Here is a 15,394-nt window from a genome sequence, read left to right as displayed (position 1 = left end):
TATAAACAGTTGGCGCCGGTACTCAGGTTGCGGCGCTGGTCCGTGCCGAATCCTGCAACATCAAGCCAGCCAAGGCACTCAGCGCCAATACGATCAGCACCGCGCCATAGCCATCGGTCGTGACGATCAGGCCGAAAACCCGACTCAGATTACCCGCCAGCAATGCCGGCAGGCAGAACGCCAGGTAACTGAGCACGTAGAACGCCGACATCAAGCCTGCCCGCTCATGGGGCAAGGCCAGCCCGACGATGCTACGAATACTGCCCATGAACCCACCGCCAAAGCCAAAGCCGGCGACCACGCTGGCCGCGAAGAACAGCCACAGGCTGGCACTCTGCACCGCAATCAGCAGCAAGGCCACGCCCATCGCCAACAGCACGGCCGACAGACACATGATCTTGTCCGCCGCGCGGTTGCGCAGGCTGTAGATCATCACCGCACCGCTCAAGGTGACCACGGCCACCAGGCCACCACCGATCAGGTGCGACGTCGACCCCGTCGCCGCCTTGACCAACGAAGGGGCCAGGGAAGAAAAGAACCCGCCCAGCGCCCACACCGCTACGTTCAGCGGCATCGCCAGCCACAACGCCCGGCGTGCAGCTTCTGGCACATGCAGGGTCGGCGCCAGCGACTTCAAGGCCCCCGGAATACGACTGACCGTCTCCGACAGGCGCCAGACGTACAGCGCCTGCAGCACCATCAGCACGAGCATGGTGACGTAGATCAGTTGGGTCGGACGAGGCGCGTACTCCACCAGCAAGCCGCTGCCCAGGCCACCACTGGCCATGCCCAACAGCGGCGCCAGGCTATTGAGCATCGGGCCGCGCACGCGGTCGGTATCGAGCAGCGTGGCGCTGAGCACAGCGGTGGCCATCCCCGTCGCAAAACCCTGCAAGGCCCGGGCAGCGATCAGGTGGGCAGTGCTGTCAGCGTAGATAAACAACAGCATCGCTGCGATGTTCAGCAGCAAGGCGGCAAAAATCACCGGTTTGCGCCCCAGATAATCCGAGAGTGAACCCACGGTCAGCAAGGCCGCCAACAGGCTCACCGCGTACACCCCGAAGATCACGGTCAGCATGGCTGCGGAGAAATGCAACTGGTCTTGATACACCTGATACAGCGGCGTCGGTGCACTGGACGCCGCAAGGAAGGTCAACACCGTGACTACCAGAAACGCCAGGCTGGACCGTTGGGAAATGACACTGGACATGGGCACGCTCCGCTAAAGCTAATATTTTGCTTTTGCGGAGTGTGCTACCAGAATGCGCTTAAAGCAAATTCTTTGTGTTAAGGTCGCCCACATGGCTATCAAAGAAGGCCTCCGCCCGGGGGGCCGCAGTGCCCGGGTACAAGAATCTGTGCATTCGGCGGTGCGTGAACTGCTGGAAACCCATGAGCGCGAAAACGTCACGGTCCCCATGATCGCTGCGCACGCCGGCGTCACGCCGTCGACCATCTACCGGCGCTGGGGCGACCTTTCGGTGCTGCTCGCCGATGTGGCCCTGGCCCGCATGCGCCCGGAAAGCGAGCCGGCCAATACCGGCAGTTTGCGCGGTGATCTGGTGGCGTGGGCCGAGCAGTATCTGGATGAAATGAGTTCGGAGCCCGGGCGCAACATGATGCGCGACCTGCAATGCAAGGCCATCCCGGGCTACTGCATGAGCATCTTGAGTGGGCAATTGCAGACCATTGTGGATCGCTACCCGGACCAGGCAGCTCCCAGCGTGGACCACCTGATCAACCTGCTGGCCGCGCCGACCGTGTTCCGTATCCTGTTCTCCACCGCGCCGCTGGCGGTTGAAGAACTGCATGGATTGATCGAGCTGGCACTGAAAAAATAACGATCTACCCAAACCCACGGGGGGGGCGGGCTTGTGTGGGAGCGGGCTTGCTCGCGAACGGGGTTTGTCAGAAAAGAATGTGCTGACTGATACACCGCATTCGCGAGCAAGCCCGCTCCCACATGTCTTGGCGCATTCGCTCAGCCAATCACGTACGCATCCCGCGCCCGCTCACCAGCAACCGCGCGCAGCCGAAGTACAGCACCACGGTGGCCAGGATCATAAAGGTGATCGCCACGCTGATCTTGATGTCCGACACGCCCAGAATCCCGTAGCGGAACGCATTGACCATGTGCAGCACCGGGTTGGCCAGCGACACGGTCTGCCAGAACGCCGGCAGCAAGGTGATGGAGTAGAACACCCCGCCCAGGTAGGTCAGCGGCGTCAGCACAAACGTCGGGATGATCGAGATATCGTCGAAGTTGCGCGCAAACACAGCGTTGATAAAACCCAGCAGCGAGAAGATCGTCGCCGTCAGTACCACCACCAGAATCGTGACCCCGAGGTGATGCACCTGCAGGTGGGTGAAGAACAGCGACAGCAGGGTCACGATCACCCCCACCATCAAGCCGCGCAGCACACCGCCCAGGGTGTAGCCGATCAGAATGGTGTGGGGCGACACCGGCGAGACCATCAGTTCTTCGATGGAGCGCTGGAACTTGCTGCCGAAGAAACTGGAGACCACGTTGCCGTAGGAGTTGGTGATCACCGACATCATGATCAGGCCCGGCACGATGTACTCCATGTAGGTGAAGCCACCCATGTCGCCGATCTGCCGGCCAATCAGGTTACCGAAGATCACGAAGTACAGGACCATGGTGATCGCCGGCGGCAGCAGGGTCTGTGGCCAGATCCGGGTAAAGCGCTTCACTTCACGGTAAACGATGGTTTGCAGCGCGACGAGGTTGGGGCGCAGTTCGGAACTCATAACGCCACCTTCGCCAGATTTTTTTCCACCAGGGACACGAACAACTCCTCAAGGCGATTGGTTTTGTTACGCAGGCTCAACACTTCGATGTTCTGTGTCGCCAACTGGCCGAACAACGCAGTGATGCCCATGGCTTTGTCCACCTGAACTTCCAGGGTGTGGCTGTCCACCAGGCGGCTCGGGTAGCCGAGCAACTGCGGCGGCGCCGACAGGTTGCCTTTGAGGTCCAGCACAAAGGTTTCCACATGCAACTGACCCAGCAGGTTGCGCATGCTGGTGTTCTCGACGATGGTGCCGTGGTCGATGATGCCGATGTTGCGGCACAGCTGCTCAGCCTCTTCCAGGTAATGGGTGGTGAGGATGATGGTGATGCCTTTCTGGTTCAGCTCGGTGAGAAAGGTCCACATCGAACGGCGCAGCTCGATATCCACGCCGGCGGTGGGTTCATCGAGAATCAGCAAGCGTGGCTCATGCACCAGTGCGCGGGCGATCATCAGGCGACGCTTCATGCCGCCGGACAGCGAACGCGACGGCACATCACGCTTGTCCCACAGGCCCAGCTGGGTCAGGTACTGCTCGGCGCGCTCCTTGGCAACTTTTGCCGGGATGCCGTAGTAGCCGGCCTGGGTCACGACGATGTCGAAGGTCTTTTCGAACTGGTTGAAGTTGAACTCCTGGGGCACCACACCGATGGAACGCTTGAGCGCCGCCGGGGATTTGTCCAGGTCGTTGCCAAAGATATTCACCGTGCCGCTGGTCTTGTTGACCAGGGTCGAGAGAATACCGATGGTGGTGGATTTGCCGGCACCGTTGGGGCCGAGCAAGGCGAAGAAGTCACCTTCGGCCACGTCCAGATCGATACCACTCAGGGCCTGGAAACCGTTGCCGTAGGTTTTGGTTAGCTGCCGGATGGACAGAGCGGAACTCATATCGGATTACGCACCAAAGAAGGGAATAGAAAGAGTAGATGAGGGCGCAGCGCACGTAGTTCAACGGCGGCGCATGACAAGCATGGTGCTTGCCCGCGCCGCACAAGTACAGTCACCTGTATTAATAGTCAGTATTAAGTCAACGCGGTCATCACCGCTTTGCGGTACGCCGGGCGTTGCTGCAAGCGCTGGTACCAGGCCTCCAGATGGGGCATCGCGGGGCGCTCGATCGGCATCTCGAACCAGGCGTAAATGAAGCAGCCCAAGGGGATATCGCCCATGCCGAATGCCTGGCCCGACAGGTAGGGCTGGTGCGCCAACGCCTGCTCCACCGTGGCCAACACATCGATGCAAGCCTGGCGGCCCGCGTGGATATTGTCCCAGTTCTGCTTCTCGGCGGGCGTGCGCAGAATGCCCCAGAACACGATCTTGAAGGGCTCGGCCAGGGTGGACGTGGTCCAGTCCATCCATTTTTCCGCGTTGGCCCGCGCCTTGAAATCAGAGGGGTAAAAATCCGACGCATGCTTGGCACAGAGGTAGCGCACGATAGTGTTGGATTCCCACAGCACAAAGTCGCCGTCCTCGATCACCGGCACCCGGCCATTGGGGTTCATTGCGCGGTACTGCGGTGTGTCGACCACACCAAAAGCCCCGCCCGCATCAATGGCCTCATACTCCAGGCCTAGCTCCTCTGCACACCAGAGTGCCTTCCTGACGTTCGACGAATTTTTACGACCCCAGATCTTCAACATGACCGCGCCTTTTTGTGGTTGAACATGGCAGTGATGAACGCAGCAGCATACGCCGGTTCACGCGCGGCTCAAATCGCTCTGCATGTCGCCCAACAGGGTGGGTGTGCCTTCGGCAAACAGGTGCGGGTAGCACTGCTGAATATGGCCGAAGAAAAATGCCTCCGGCACGTCGGCAAATTGCCCATGTTCCAGCACATACTCCATGGAGCGCTGCCCCTGGCGATTGAAGGGATGAAAAACGCTGTCACTGATCCCATCGAAGGCCAGCGGCGGCACATCGAATAGCTCACACAATTGGCTGTTGAATGCCGGCGTTGCCTTGACCCACCGCCCGTGCAGATACAACTCGGTGTAGCCGTGCATGGCGAACACATCGCTTTTGAGCAGCGCGATCAGGCGCGGCGTCGACAGATGATTGCGCACATCCGCCAGGCCAATGCGCGCCGGGATCCCGCAATGCCGGGCGCAGGCCGCGAGCAAAGTGGCCTTGGGCACGCAATAGCTCTCGCCGGTAGCCAGGGCAAAGCTGGCTTTCAGGGTGCCTGGGTCGCGGCTGAACGTGTAAGGGTTATAGCGAATCGCCTCACGCACGGCGTAATAAAGACTGACTGCCTGGTCACGTGAATTCGCACTGGGACCGCGATGTTTTTCGGCGAACTCCACCACCGCAGGGTGGTCACTATCGATGAAGCGGCTGGGACTCAGGTAGGTATCCATGAGCTTTATCTCCAAAGCAAGCCTGGAGTCTAACGACAGGTCTGCCAGGGAGATAACGACGATTCGGCCAAATCTCGTTACACCCTGATCACCCGCTTGTTCGGATGCCGACTAAGCTGCTGGGTGGTTTCGCCCTGGTTTCACGGAGGATTGAATATGCTGTTGTTGTGGATACTGGTTCTGGTGCTTGGCATTGCCTACCTGGCACACCGTCGCATCGCTCCCCTGCCCGCCCTGGGCGTGGTGGCGGTTTATCTGTTGGCGATGGGTGCCTTCAGCCATGCACCGGGCGCGTTGTTGCTGGTCTTGTGGGTGTTGCTGGCCGCCGTCGCCGCGCCCCTGCTGTTGCCGGACCTGCGCCGCCAATACTTCACCAAGCCGCTGTTCAGCTGGTTCCAGAAAGTCCTCCCGCCCATGTCCGAAACCGAACGCGATGCCATCGACGCCGGTACCGTATGGTGGGACGGCGAGCTGTTCAGCGGTCGCCCCGACTGGGAAAAGTTGCTGGCCTACCCCAAGGCCCAACTGACCGAAGAAGAACAAGCCTTCATCGACGGCCCTACCGAAGAGCTCTGCGCCATGGTCAGCGACTGGGACATCGGCCAGGCCATGGACTTGCCACCTGCTGCCTGGGAGCACATCAAGACCCACGGCTTTTTCGCCCTGATCATCCCCAAGGAATACGGCGGCAAAGGATTTTCCGCCTATGCCCACTCCCAGGTGGCCATGAAACTCGCCACCCGCAGCGGTGACCTGGCATCGACGGTGATGGTGCCCAACTCTCTCGGCCCGGCCGAATTGTTGCTGCATTACGGCACCGACGAACAACGCAACCACTACCTGCCGCGCCTCGCCCGCGGCGACGATATCCCGTGCTTTGCCCTCACCGGTCCGCTGGCCGGCTCCGACGCCGGTGCGATGCCCGACACCGGGGTGATCTGCAAAGGGGAATGGGAAGGCAAGGAAACCCTTGGCCTGCGTCTGAACTGGGAAAAACGCTATATCACCCTGGGGCCGGTCGCGACCTTGCTCGGCCTGGCGTTCAAGGCCCATGACCCGGATCACCTGCTGGGCGATGAGGAAGACCTGGGCATCAGCCTGGCGCTGATCCCCACCGACACTCCCGGCGTGGAAATCGGCCGTCGCCATCTGCCACTGGGTGCAGCGTTCATGAACGGCCCCAACGCCGGCAAGGACGTGTTCATCCCCCTGGACTTCCTGATCGGCGGCCAGGAAATGCTCGGCAAGGGCTGGATGATGCTGATGAACTGCCTGTCGGTGGGGCGTTCGATTTCCCTGCCGGCCGTGGGCACCGGCGCTGCCAAGTTCACCAGCCTGGTGACCGGCCAGTACGCCCAGGTCCGCGAGCAGTTCAACGTGCCCCTGTCGGCATTCGAAGGCATTCAGGAAGCCCTCGCGCGCATCGGCGGCAACGCCTGGTTGATGGACAGCGCGCGCATGCTCACCGCCAACGCCGTCGACCTGGGGGAAAAACCTTCGGTACTGTCGGCGATCCTCAAGTACCACCTCACCGAACGTGGCCGCGCCTGCATCAGCCACGCCATGGATGTGCACGGCGGCAAAGGCATCATCCTGGGCCCGAACAACTACCTGGGCCGCAACTGGCAAGGCGCGCCGATCTTCATTACGGTGGAAGGGGCGAACATCCTCTCGCGCAACTTGATGATCTTCGGCCAGGGCGCCATCCGCTGCCATCCCTTCGTGCTCAAGGAAATGGCCCTGGCCGGTCGCGAAGACCATGATCAGGCCTTGAAGGAATTCGACGGTTTGCTGATGCAGCACATCGGTTTTGCCGTGAGCAACGCGGCCAGTACCCTGGTACTGAACCTTGGCATCGGTCACTTCGAGAAAGCGCCAGGCAACCGCTTGAGCCAGGGCTACTTCCGCGCCCTGAACCGTCAGGCCGCCGCGTTCGCCCTGCTCGCCGACCTGAGCATGATGCTGCTGGGCGGCGAGCTGAAACGTCGTGAACGCCTGTCGGCTCGCCTCGGCGATGTACTCAGCCACCTGTACCTGGCCTCGGCGGCGCTCAAGCGCTACCACGACCTGGATTCGCCGGACCATCTGCAGCCGCTGTTCACCTGGGCCATGGAGGAAAGCCTGGGTCAGTCGGAGCGTGCGCTGGATGAACTGTTGAGCAACTTCCCGAACAAGGTGCTGGGCGTTCTGCTGCGGGTCATCGTGTTCCCGTTCGGTCGTCGCCACACCGGGCCGTCCGATGCACTGGATGCCGAAGTGGCTGCGGTGATCGGCCGCGCCAAGGGCGACCCGACGCTGGAAGAGTTGCTGGCCGGCTGCTATCGCCCACAATCGGCGGAAGACCCGGTGGGGGCGCTGCAACATGCCTATGACCTGCTCGGCGCGAGCCAACCGTTGCAGAAAAAACTGCACCAGGGCCTCAAGAGCGGCCAGGTCAAACCGGCTGCGGGCGAGCATGCCATCGATGCGGCCCTGCACGCTGGGGTGCTGCAACCCGGCGAAGCGCAAACCCTGCGCGACGCCGAGGCGGCAAGGCGCAAGGTGATCGACGTGGATGATTTCAGCAAGGAGGAACTGGCACCGGCCGCAGGCAAGGTCCGCTGATACCGGCGGTCATATAATTACGGGCGCGAGAGCTATATACTCTCGCGCCCGTTTTTGCTTTAGAGGACTTATCTCGTGTCCAACGTCGTTGCCGATCATCTCGTCTTGCTCGACCACCTGCGCAGCATCCTGGTTGCCGTCGGCGAAGCCGAACAGGTGCCCGAGGAAAGCCACTCGCTGTTTCTGGAGCGCTTCGACGAACTGCGCGCCCAACTGCCTGTCGACCCCATCGAAAGCCAGTACCTGGGCCAGGACCTGCTGTGCCAGGTGATCCAGCGCTACCCGCAAATCGCTCACCTGGTTCCACGCGATCTACTGTGGTTCTTCGGCGGTGATTGCCTGCATTACATGCCCGACGAAGAGCTGGACATGTACCAGGCGCTGGAAGAGCGCCGCTATGAAGCCGAGCAGAACGAAGAACCGTTCGACTGGCACCAGGAAAAGCAGTTGCTGGCCATGTCGGACGACCAGAGCAAGCACTGATTTTCAGATCTGCGCAACACCCACTGTAGAAGCTGGCTTATCTGCGGCATCACCTCGGTTTGACTGACAGACCGAGCCGCCTGCATCGCAGGCAAGCCAGCTCCCACACGTTCAATCCCCATCTTTGCGTCGACGCAATGTCGGCTCCTTCGCCATGCACTCCACCAAGTAATCAATGAAGACCCGCAACTTTGGCGGCAGGTAACGCGTGGGCGAATGCAGCAGCCACGCCTCCCCATGATAGGACGCAATAAAATCCCACTCGGGCAACACCTGCACCACCCGCCCCTCCTCCAAGGCATGGCGCGCAGTGAAATAGGGTAGGCTGCCGATTCCCACATGCTGCAACACCGCATCCAGACGCACGCCGGTATGGTTCGCCGCATAACGTCCGCGTACGCCAACCGTCACTGTCTTGCCGCCCTGGCGAAACTTCCAGCGTGAATCCCCCGGGGTTTCTCCCAGGTAGATGCAACTGTGCGCCTGCAAATCATGGGGACTGACCGGCGTGCCGTATTCGGCCAGGTAACGCGGGGTCGCACACAACAAATGCTCGATCGGCAACAACTGTCGCCCGACCAGCCCCGGTGGCGGGCTGTCGGTGATGCGGATGCTCAGGTCGACGTTGTCATCGATCAGGTCCACCTGCCGGTCTTCCAGGATCAGCTGTACATCGACCTTCGGATAGCGCCGCAGAAACTCCGGCATATGGGGATGCACCACGAACCGCCCCACCGCCTTCGGCACGCTGACCCGCACAAGGCCTTCGGCTTCATGAGTGAACTGGCCACTGATCTCCATCACCGAGCGTGCGGCGTTGACCATCTCCAGGCAGCGCCTGAAAACCTCCTCTCCGCCTTCGCTCAGGCGAAGCTTGCGTGTCGTGCGTTGCAGCAACCGCGTGGCCAGGACCTTTTCCAGGCGCGAAATACTGCGGCTTACCGCCGAGGGCGACACACTCAATTGCCGCGCCGCTTCGGAAAAGCTGCCGGCTTCCACCACTTTGACGAAGATCGCCATTTCACCGAGCAGCGGCAAAGGAAGATTGATGCTCATGACGCACAGGTCCATTGATAATTGAGCGGATTATCACTTATCTGCGCACTATTTATACTGCCCGCAGAACCTTGATGCGGATGTAACCGATGACCGAGCGCCTGTTTTTCACCCACGACCACCTGACCGCGGAGCTTGAAGTGCTGAGCTGCATTCCCCACGAAGAACAGTTTGCAGTCAGACTTCAGTCAACGATTTTCCACCCTCAAGGCGGCGGCCAACCCTTCGATACCGGCCAGCTTGGTGACAGCAACGTAGTGCGCGTCACTCAAGAAGGCGAACACGTCGTGCATTATGTTGACCGAGCCGTGGCGCCCGGCCCGATCAGCGCGCAGGTCGATGCGCCACGCCGCGCCTTGCACACTCGACTGCACTCCGCCGGGCACCTGATCGGCAACGTCGGCGAAACCTTCGGCTGGATGCCCATCAAGGCCCATCACTGGCCAGGCGAAGGCAAGATCACCTTTATACGCGGCGAAACGGCACAGCCCCTGGACGCCGAGACCGTTCAACGGCAGGTCGACCAGTGGATCGCCGCTGACTACGTCCGTCATACCACCCTGGAAGACGGCACCCGGGAAGTGGGTTTCGGCGAGCTGCCAGCCTATGCCTGTGGCGGCACCCATGTGCAGCGGTTGAGCGAACTGGGCCGGGTGACGATCCTGGCCCTGTCAGAGAAAAAGGGTGCGCTGTCAGTACGCTACAGCCTGGATTGAACCGCCAGGACAGCTCTGCGGCGCGGCTTTTCAGTTCTGCGCCGCTTTGTTTTATCCGAAGGACAATTCCTGCGTCACCCTCCCCAGCGCCTCCTTTGCAGTGTTAGTGTGTGAAATTGTTTCTGACTTTTTAATCAGAATCCTCCTACTCCCTTCTGCAAAGGAATGCCGCTCACCATGCATTTTCCACTCAAGCAATTGGCACTCGCGAGCCTGTTCGCGGCCGGTCTTTCGGCGTTCACCACCCCCGCTTCCGCCAACATCACGCCGGATCAAAGCCAGGCAATTCTCAAAAGCTTCAGCGAAACCTCCGTCACCGACTTTCGCGGTTTCCTCGAGACTCTGGCCAAGGGTGATCTGGGCAAAACCACTGACACAGGTCCGGCCATCAGCGCGTTTCTCGCCAACAAAACCCTGAGCGCCGACCAGCAGAACGAGATCAACCGCCTGCTGGGCCTGTACACACGAGCAAAGTACGGCAAGGCAGCCATCGAGACACTGCGCGAGCTGGTGGAAATCCCGACCTTCAATGTGGACGGCGTACCCCAGTATAAAAACCCGCAGTTCCTCAAGTTCGCCGAGAAGATCGAGAGCCTGGCAAAAGCGTTCAACCTGAACTTCCGCAATATCGATAACCGGGTGTACGAGATTTCCCTGGAAGGCAGCGGCGATGAGGTGGTGGGTATTCACGCTCACGCGGATGTGGTGCCGGTAACGCCAGAGAACTGGGTGTTGAAGGATGGCACCAAGCTCGACCCGTTCAAGATCACGCTGATTGGCGACCGCATGTATGGCCGCGGCACCGAGGATGACAAGAACGGCATCGTGGTGGCGCTGTATGCCATGAAGGTGATCAAGGAAGAAAAACTGCCGCTGGCGCGCACGTTCAAATTGCTGGTGGACACCACTGAAGAAACCCAGGGCGACGCGATCCCCTACTACTTCGAACATAACCCGATCCCGCAGTACAACCTGGCGCTGGATGGCGGCTATCCGGTGGTCATCGCGGAAAAAGGCTACGGCACCGTAATGGCCACCTTCCCCCGTCGCAAAGGCACCGGTAACGGTGCAGAAATCATTGCACTGACCGGCGGCATGGCGACCAACCAGATTCCGTCGGCCTCGGTGGCTACGTTTACCAGCGCCAAGCCCGCCGAGCTGGCCACTCAGTTGCAGAAGGCCGGCGCGGAGTATGTCAAACGCAATGGCGGCAACTTCGAGGTGGCTGCCAAGGTGGCCGGTAAAGAGGTCAGGCTGACGGTGACCGGAGTGTCTGCGCACTCGTCCGAACCGGAATCCGGCGTCAACCCGGTTGCGCGCATGCTGGAGCTGATTCACAGCCTTGAAGGCAAGGTCGCCCTCAAGCACAACCACATCACTGATGCCGCGCGATATGCCGCCGACAACTGGGGCCTGGATTACCTGGGCGGCAAACTGAGCGTGGGTTTCTCCGACGACTTCATGGGCCCACTGACCACGTCGCTCACCTTTGTTGGCCTGGATGACAAAGCCTTGAAGCTGGCCGTGAACCTGCGTGTGCCGAAGGGCAAGTCGCCGGAAACGCTGAAAGCGCAAATCGCCGAAAAACTGAGTGCGTGGGACAAGAAAACCAAGGTCGCGGTGGACTTCACGTACTCGGTGGCCGAACCGATGTACCGCAACCCCGAGGGAGAGTGGGTCAAAGCCTTGCTCGCGGTGGCCAGTGAAAACCTCGGCATGGCGCACAAGTTCGGCACCTCGGCTGGCGCGACCTCCGTGCATGAACTGCCCAATGGCGTGCAATTTGGCCTGGCGCGCCCGGAAGTGAAATACACCGGGCATACCGACAGCGAGTTCAAGACCGTCGACCAGTTCCTGCTGGACCTGCAGATCGTCACCGAGATGATGGGCCGTGTCGGGCAGTTGCCGAAACTCTGACCCAACCCACTGATATAAGCAGCCCGCCGCAACGGCGGGCTCTTCAGGCTTGCAGCATCAACATATCCTCGAAAAAACCACCGACAGGCTCCGTGGGATGGCACAGCTGAATTTCCAGCACCCAGGCCATTTCACTCGGCGGGATTTCCAGGTCTGCCAGCACCTTGCTCTCGAACAGCGCGTGGGGGAAATCCGCGAGGCGATGCCCAGCGAGGTTGCGCGCCAGCTTCCAGCCTTTTGACTCGGCGCGCTGCTCGGCAAAGTCATAGAGTTCGCGACCGGTGAGGCCACGCAACCAGGCTTCGCGGGTCTCGTCGAACACTTCATGCAGCGCGGCCCTGCATGCCAGGTGCAGCGGCGAGTCACCGAACACAAAGGTATCGCCATAATCGCCCTCATAGCCGTCCCAGACCGGGCCCAGGTCAACCACCACGATATCGCTGGCGCGCAGCCGGCGCTGGCGGTCAATGCCTTCGCGGGGTGGCCGCACCGTGTCGTCGCCAAAACGGATATAGGTGGGGTGCCACGTGTGGGACGCGCCCATGGCCTGCAATCGTTCGGCGGCCATGTCGAGGGCTTCGCCGGTGGTCATGCCTACTTGCAGTCGACTGGCAATCGCCGCGAGGGCCCGTATCGACTGATCACGCGCGGCGAGCATACCGTCCAGCGAATAACGCGGGCCGACTTTTTCCCAGATCGGATGCAGCGGCTTGGATATGACTTCGGCGCCCGACCGACCGCTGGGCACAAAGGCTTCGGCGACAAACCGATGACCGGGCAGGCCTGCCTCCAGGCATTGCGCACGCACCTGATTGATCATTGCGCCGTTACCGCACGCATACACTTGGGCGGCTTCCCAGGCATGCCCGTGACTCAGGGCAACTTCCTGCACCCGACCCTGGGACGCCAGCACCGGGTGCCAGTGAAAACGCGGATGATCGATGACCGATTGCTCCAGGAACACCCCGTCGTAAAAGTCCGCCGGCTGCGCACCACCCCAGTACAACGTGATGTCGACATCCCGCGTCAGGGCGGTCAACAGGATCGGCTTGATACCCGCGTAGCCGGTGCCCGTGGCGAACAGGACCACAGGCGCCTCGTCATTGTCCTGCCAGGTGCAGGCGCCAAAAGGCCCCTCCAGTTGCAACAGGTCACCCGCCTCAAGGTCGCCCAGAAGCGTTTCGGAAAACAGCCCGCCGCTCACTTGGCGAATCTGGAAGACCAGACGCCCATCGTCTTCATGCGGCAGGTTGGCGATCGAGAAACACCGCGAGTCGCCATCGACCAGACGAAATTTCAGGTATTGGCCGGCCCGCACTGCCAACGGCCTGTCCGGCATCACCACCAGCTCGACAATGTCGGGACTCAATGCGCGCTTGCCCACCACTTGCGCTTCGACCACCAGCGCGGGCGTGTCCAGCGACCAGCCTGGAATTTCCAGGCGCATATCGCCGCAGGCGTGGCTTTGGCACAACAACAGCTCATTGGCTGCCAACGGATAACACGGCGCAGGCGCGCCCGGCGCCAGCTGTTTGGCGCGGTATTCGCCTTGGGCAACCACGACCTTGCACGACCCGCAGGCACCGCGCCGGCAGGAAAACGGCACGGACAGGCCACTGGCAAGCATCGCGTCCAGCAGCAGCTCGTCACCGGCTTCAAAGGTTTTCCCCGAGGGGGACAGTTCGATGACATGGCGTGTATTCATAACGACCTCGGGTAAGTGAGGCTTGGATTGTTGCGCTAGACTAGGCCCATTAAAACCTCCAGTTTTGGATACTTCAGATGGTCCAGCTGCGAAAATGGCGCCCGCTGCTCAAGCTGGACGACAGTGACAACCAGGCGTCCTACAGGAAGATTGCCGAAGGTCTGATGACCGCCATCGTGGAAGGCCGATTGCCGCCCGGCACCCTGTTGCCGGGAACCCGGGAAATGGCGCAGTTGCTCGACGTCAACCGCAAGACCGTGATCCTCGCCTACGAAGAAGCCATGACCAAAGGCTGGCTGGTCAGCGAGCCGCGACGCGGAACCTTCGTCAACACGCAGTTGATGCCCAAGCAACTGCCGAGCCGTGCGCAACAAGACTTCGCCCCTCCTGTGCTTGCTCATGTGGCCGCTCCATACTTCACCCAGAATGCCCAGGTAACGGCACTGCGGCATCGCCATGACGCATTGTTTTTCGATAACGGCACCAGTGACCACCGCCTGCTGCCCCAGGCCGTGCTGCATCGCTACTACCGCAACGCCCTGCGCAGCAGCTTTACCTCCAACACTGTGCGCTACGGCAGCGAGGGAACCGGCTATCACTTGCGGGGCGCCCTCGCCGAGATGCTGCGCAACAACCGTGGGTTGACAGTCAGCGCCGAGAATATCTGCCTGACCCAAGGCACCCAGATGTCGCTGTACCTGACCGCCAGCCTGCTGCTCAAGCCTGGCGACGTGGTGCTGGTGGAACGCCTGAGCTACCCACCGGCATGGGAAGTTTTCCGCAAACTGGGTGCGCAACTGGTCACGGTGGACATTGACGATGAAGGCTGCCGCACAGACCAGATCGATCAGCTGTGCCGCGCACATAACGTGCGGATGATCTACCTCACGCCGCACCATCAATTCCCCACCACCGTGAGCCTGCACGCCGCGCGTCGGCAACACCTGTTGGCATTGGCGGCGCAACATGACTTCTGCATCGTCGAGGAGGACTACGATCACGAATATCACTTCAACGGGCGGCCCTATCTGCCGCTGGCCAGCGACCGTTCGCAGCGCCATGTGATTTATGTCGGGTCATTGTCCAAGGCGCTTGGCTCAACCTTTCGTTGCAGCTATGTGGTCGCCCCGACGCAAGTGATCGAAGCCCTGCACCACAACGCCGCGCTGATGCTGGGGGATGCCGACGGAGTGGCGCAGAAAATGCTCGCCGACCTGATCAACGATGGCGAACTGAAGAAACACCTGCGCCGGGTTTCGAAGGAATACCGCGCCCGCCGCGAAGCCTTGCAGAATTGCCTGCATGACGCCTTCGGCGAACGAATCAGTGTGCGGGAGCCGGAAGGCGGGCTGGCGCTGTGGGTGCGCTTCGACGATGGGATCAACGTCGATCGGATGGCGGCCAGCGCATTGGATCACGGGCTGGTAGTGCGCAGTGGCCGGCAGTTTTCGCCACAGGACCTGCCAGAAAATGCGCTGCGCCTGGGTTTTGCTTCACTCAATCAGGAAGAAATCCGTGAAGCGACGTTGCGCCTGGCCAAAGCGGCAAGCGCGCGATAATACGCGCACAAACAAAAACGCCGATCATTGCTGATCGGCGTTTTCATTGAATATGGAGCGGGAAACGAGACTCGAACTCGCGACCCCGACCTTGGCAAGGTCGTGCTCTACCAACTGAGCTATTCCCGCAAATGGCGTCCCCTAGGGGACTCGAACCCCTGTTACCGCCGTGAAAGGGCGGTGTCCT

General features: G+C 60.9%; 13 protein-coding genes and 1 tRNA gene. 6 read left to right on the top strand and 8 right to left on the bottom strand.

Going from position 1 to position 15,394, the window contains the following annotated elements; translation table 11 throughout:
- Positions 1–22 precede the first annotated feature (22 nt).
- Positions 23–1,210 carry an MFS transporter gene (locus ACW9IB_RS03135; protein WP_457412293.1) on the bottom strand — a complete coding sequence of 396 codons (1,188 nt, stop codon included), beginning with the start codon at positions 1,208–1,210 and terminating at the stop codon, positions 23–25.
- Positions 1,211–1,301: 91 nt separating this feature from the next.
- On the opposite strand from ACW9IB_RS03135, the gene ACW9IB_RS03130 reads away from it, so the two are divergent.
- On the top strand, positions 1,302–1,841 hold the full coding sequence (locus ACW9IB_RS03130; protein WP_457366814.1) for a TetR/AcrR family transcriptional regulator: 540 nt from the start codon (positions 1,302–1,304) through the stop codon (positions 1,839–1,841).
- 148 nt (positions 1,842–1,989) lie between these two features.
- On the opposite strand, the gene ACW9IB_RS03125 is transcribed toward ACW9IB_RS03130, so the two are convergent.
- The 4 genes from ACW9IB_RS03125 to ACW9IB_RS03110 form a co-directional block, all read right to left on the bottom strand.
- Positions 1,990–2,769: an ABC transporter permease gene (locus ACW9IB_RS03125; RefSeq protein WP_457366813.1), complete on the bottom strand. Its 780-nt coding sequence runs from the start codon at positions 2,767–2,769 to the stop codon at positions 1,990–1,992.
- Positions 2,766–3,698, bottom strand: a complete 933-nt coding sequence (locus ACW9IB_RS03120) for an ABC transporter ATP-binding protein (protein WP_457366812.1) — start codon at positions 3,696–3,698, stop codon at positions 2,766–2,768. The genes ACW9IB_RS03125 and ACW9IB_RS03120 overlap by 4 nt, the downstream gene beginning before the upstream one ends.
- A gap of 134 nt (positions 3,699–3,832) precedes the next feature.
- On the bottom strand, positions 3,833–4,450 hold the full coding sequence (locus tag ACW9IB_RS03115; protein WP_457366811.1) for a glutathione S-transferase family protein: 618 nt from the start codon (positions 4,448–4,450) through the stop codon (positions 3,833–3,835).
- 57 nt (positions 4,451–4,507) lie between these two features.
- Entirely contained in the window at positions 4,508–5,167 is a 660-nt protein-coding gene (locus tag ACW9IB_RS03110) for a transglutaminase-like domain-containing protein (RefSeq protein ID WP_457412292.1), read from the bottom strand.
- Positions 5,168–5,323: 156 nt separating this feature from the next.
- Between ACW9IB_RS03110 and ACW9IB_RS03105 the strand changes: the two genes are divergently transcribed.
- A complete protein-coding gene (locus ACW9IB_RS03105; protein WP_457412290.1) occupies positions 5,324–7,771 on the top strand; it encodes an acyl-CoA dehydrogenase in 2,448 nt (815 codons plus the stop codon).
- Positions 7,772–7,846: 75 nt separating this feature from the next.
- Complete coding sequence (locus tag ACW9IB_RS03100) at positions 7,847–8,254, top strand: PA2817 family protein (protein WP_457366808.1); 408 nt, start codon at positions 7,847–7,849, stop codon at positions 8,252–8,254.
- A 111-nt stretch (positions 8,255–8,365) separates the two neighbouring features.
- On the opposite strand, the gene ACW9IB_RS03095 is transcribed toward ACW9IB_RS03100, so the two are convergent.
- The gene (locus tag ACW9IB_RS03095) at positions 8,366–9,310 is read right to left on the bottom strand and encodes a LysR family transcriptional regulator (protein ID WP_457412288.1); all 945 of its coding nucleotides are present in this window, start codon (positions 9,308–9,310) and stop codon (positions 8,366–8,368) included.
- Between the two features lie 89 nt (positions 9,311–9,399).
- Here ACW9IB_RS03095 and ACW9IB_RS03090 point away from each other — a divergent pair, with 89 nt between their 5' ends.
- Both ACW9IB_RS03090 and ACW9IB_RS03085 read left to right on the top strand, forming a co-directional pair.
- The gene (locus tag ACW9IB_RS03090) at positions 9,400–10,026 is read left to right on the top strand and encodes an alanyl-tRNA editing protein (RefSeq protein ID WP_457412286.1); all 627 of its coding nucleotides are present in this window, start codon (positions 9,400–9,402) and stop codon (positions 10,024–10,026) included.
- Positions 10,027–10,203: 177 nt separating this feature from the next.
- Positions 10,204–11,943 carry a dipeptidase gene (locus ACW9IB_RS03085; protein ID WP_457412283.1) on the top strand — a complete coding sequence of 580 codons (1,740 nt, stop codon included), beginning with the start codon at positions 10,204–10,206 and terminating at the stop codon, positions 11,941–11,943.
- A gap of 43 nt (positions 11,944–11,986) precedes the next feature.
- Here ACW9IB_RS03085 and ACW9IB_RS03080 read toward each other — a convergent pair whose 3' ends face one another.
- Positions 11,987–13,648 carry a M24 family metallopeptidase gene (locus ACW9IB_RS03080; protein ID WP_457412281.1) on the bottom strand — a complete coding sequence of 554 codons (1,662 nt, stop codon included), beginning with the start codon at positions 13,646–13,648 and terminating at the stop codon, positions 11,987–11,989.
- 77 nt (positions 13,649–13,725) lie between these two features.
- Between ACW9IB_RS03080 and pdxR the strand changes: the two genes are divergently transcribed.
- On the top strand, positions 13,726–15,207 hold the full coding sequence (gene pdxR / locus ACW9IB_RS03075) for a MocR-like pyridoxine biosynthesis transcription factor PdxR (protein ID WP_457412278.1): 1,482 nt from the start codon (positions 13,726–13,728) through the stop codon (positions 15,205–15,207).
- 53 nt (positions 15,208–15,260) lie between these two features.
- Here the strand turns inward: pdxR and ACW9IB_RS03070 are convergent.
- Positions 15,261–15,336: transfer RNA gene (locus tag ACW9IB_RS03070), tRNA-Gly, on the bottom strand.
- Between the last annotated feature and the right edge of the window lie 58 nt (positions 15,337–15,394).

The organism is Pseudomonas sp. SDO524_S393, assembly GCF_054071875.1.
The sequence above is the reverse complement of the archived record's forward strand: the minus strand, read 5'-3'. Positions and strand labels throughout refer to the sequence as shown.

What these genes read in the sequence shown, in the direction of transcription:
- ACW9IB_RS03090 (WP_457412286.1), top strand. Translation starts at nt 9,400, where the DNA reads ATGACCGAGCGCCTGTTTTTCACCCACGACCACCTGACCGCGGAGCTT.
- ACW9IB_RS03120 (WP_457366812.1), bottom strand. Translation starts at nt 3,698, where the DNA reads ATGAGTTCCGCTCTGTCCATCCGGCAGCTAACCAAAACCTACGGCAAC.
- ACW9IB_RS03110 (WP_457412292.1), bottom strand. Translation starts at nt 5,167, where the DNA reads ATGGATACCTACCTGAGTCCCAGCCGCTTCATCGATAGTGACCACCCT.
- ACW9IB_RS03135 (WP_457412293.1), bottom strand. Translation starts at nt 1,210, where the DNA reads ATGTCCAGTGTCATTTCCCAACGGTCCAGCCTGGCGTTTCTGGTAGTC.
- ACW9IB_RS03085 (WP_457412283.1), top strand. Translation starts at nt 10,204, where the DNA reads ATGCATTTTCCACTCAAGCAATTGGCACTCGCGAGCCTGTTCGCGGCC.
- ACW9IB_RS03115 (WP_457366811.1), bottom strand. Translation starts at nt 4,450, where the DNA reads ATGTTGAAGATCTGGGGTCGTAAAAATTCGTCGAACGTCAGGAAGGCA.
- ACW9IB_RS03105 (WP_457412290.1), top strand. Translation starts at nt 5,324, where the DNA reads ATGCTGTTGTTGTGGATACTGGTTCTGGTGCTTGGCATTGCCTACCTG.
- ACW9IB_RS03080 (WP_457412281.1), bottom strand. Translation starts at nt 13,648, where the DNA reads ATGAATACACGCCATGTCATCGAACTGTCCCCCTCGGGGAAAACCTTT.
- ACW9IB_RS03130 (WP_457366814.1), top strand. Translation starts at nt 1,302, where the DNA reads ATGGCTATCAAAGAAGGCCTCCGCCCGGGGGGCCGCAGTGCCCGGGTA.
- ACW9IB_RS03125 (WP_457366813.1), bottom strand. Translation starts at nt 2,769, where the DNA reads ATGAGTTCCGAACTGCGCCCCAACCTCGTCGCGCTGCAAACCATCGTT.
- pdxR (WP_457412278.1), top strand. Translation starts at nt 13,726, where the DNA reads ATGGTCCAGCTGCGAAAATGGCGCCCGCTGCTCAAGCTGGACGACAGT.
- ACW9IB_RS03095 (WP_457412288.1), bottom strand. Translation starts at nt 9,310, where the DNA reads ATGAGCATCAATCTTCCTTTGCCGCTGCTCGGTGAAATGGCGATCTTC.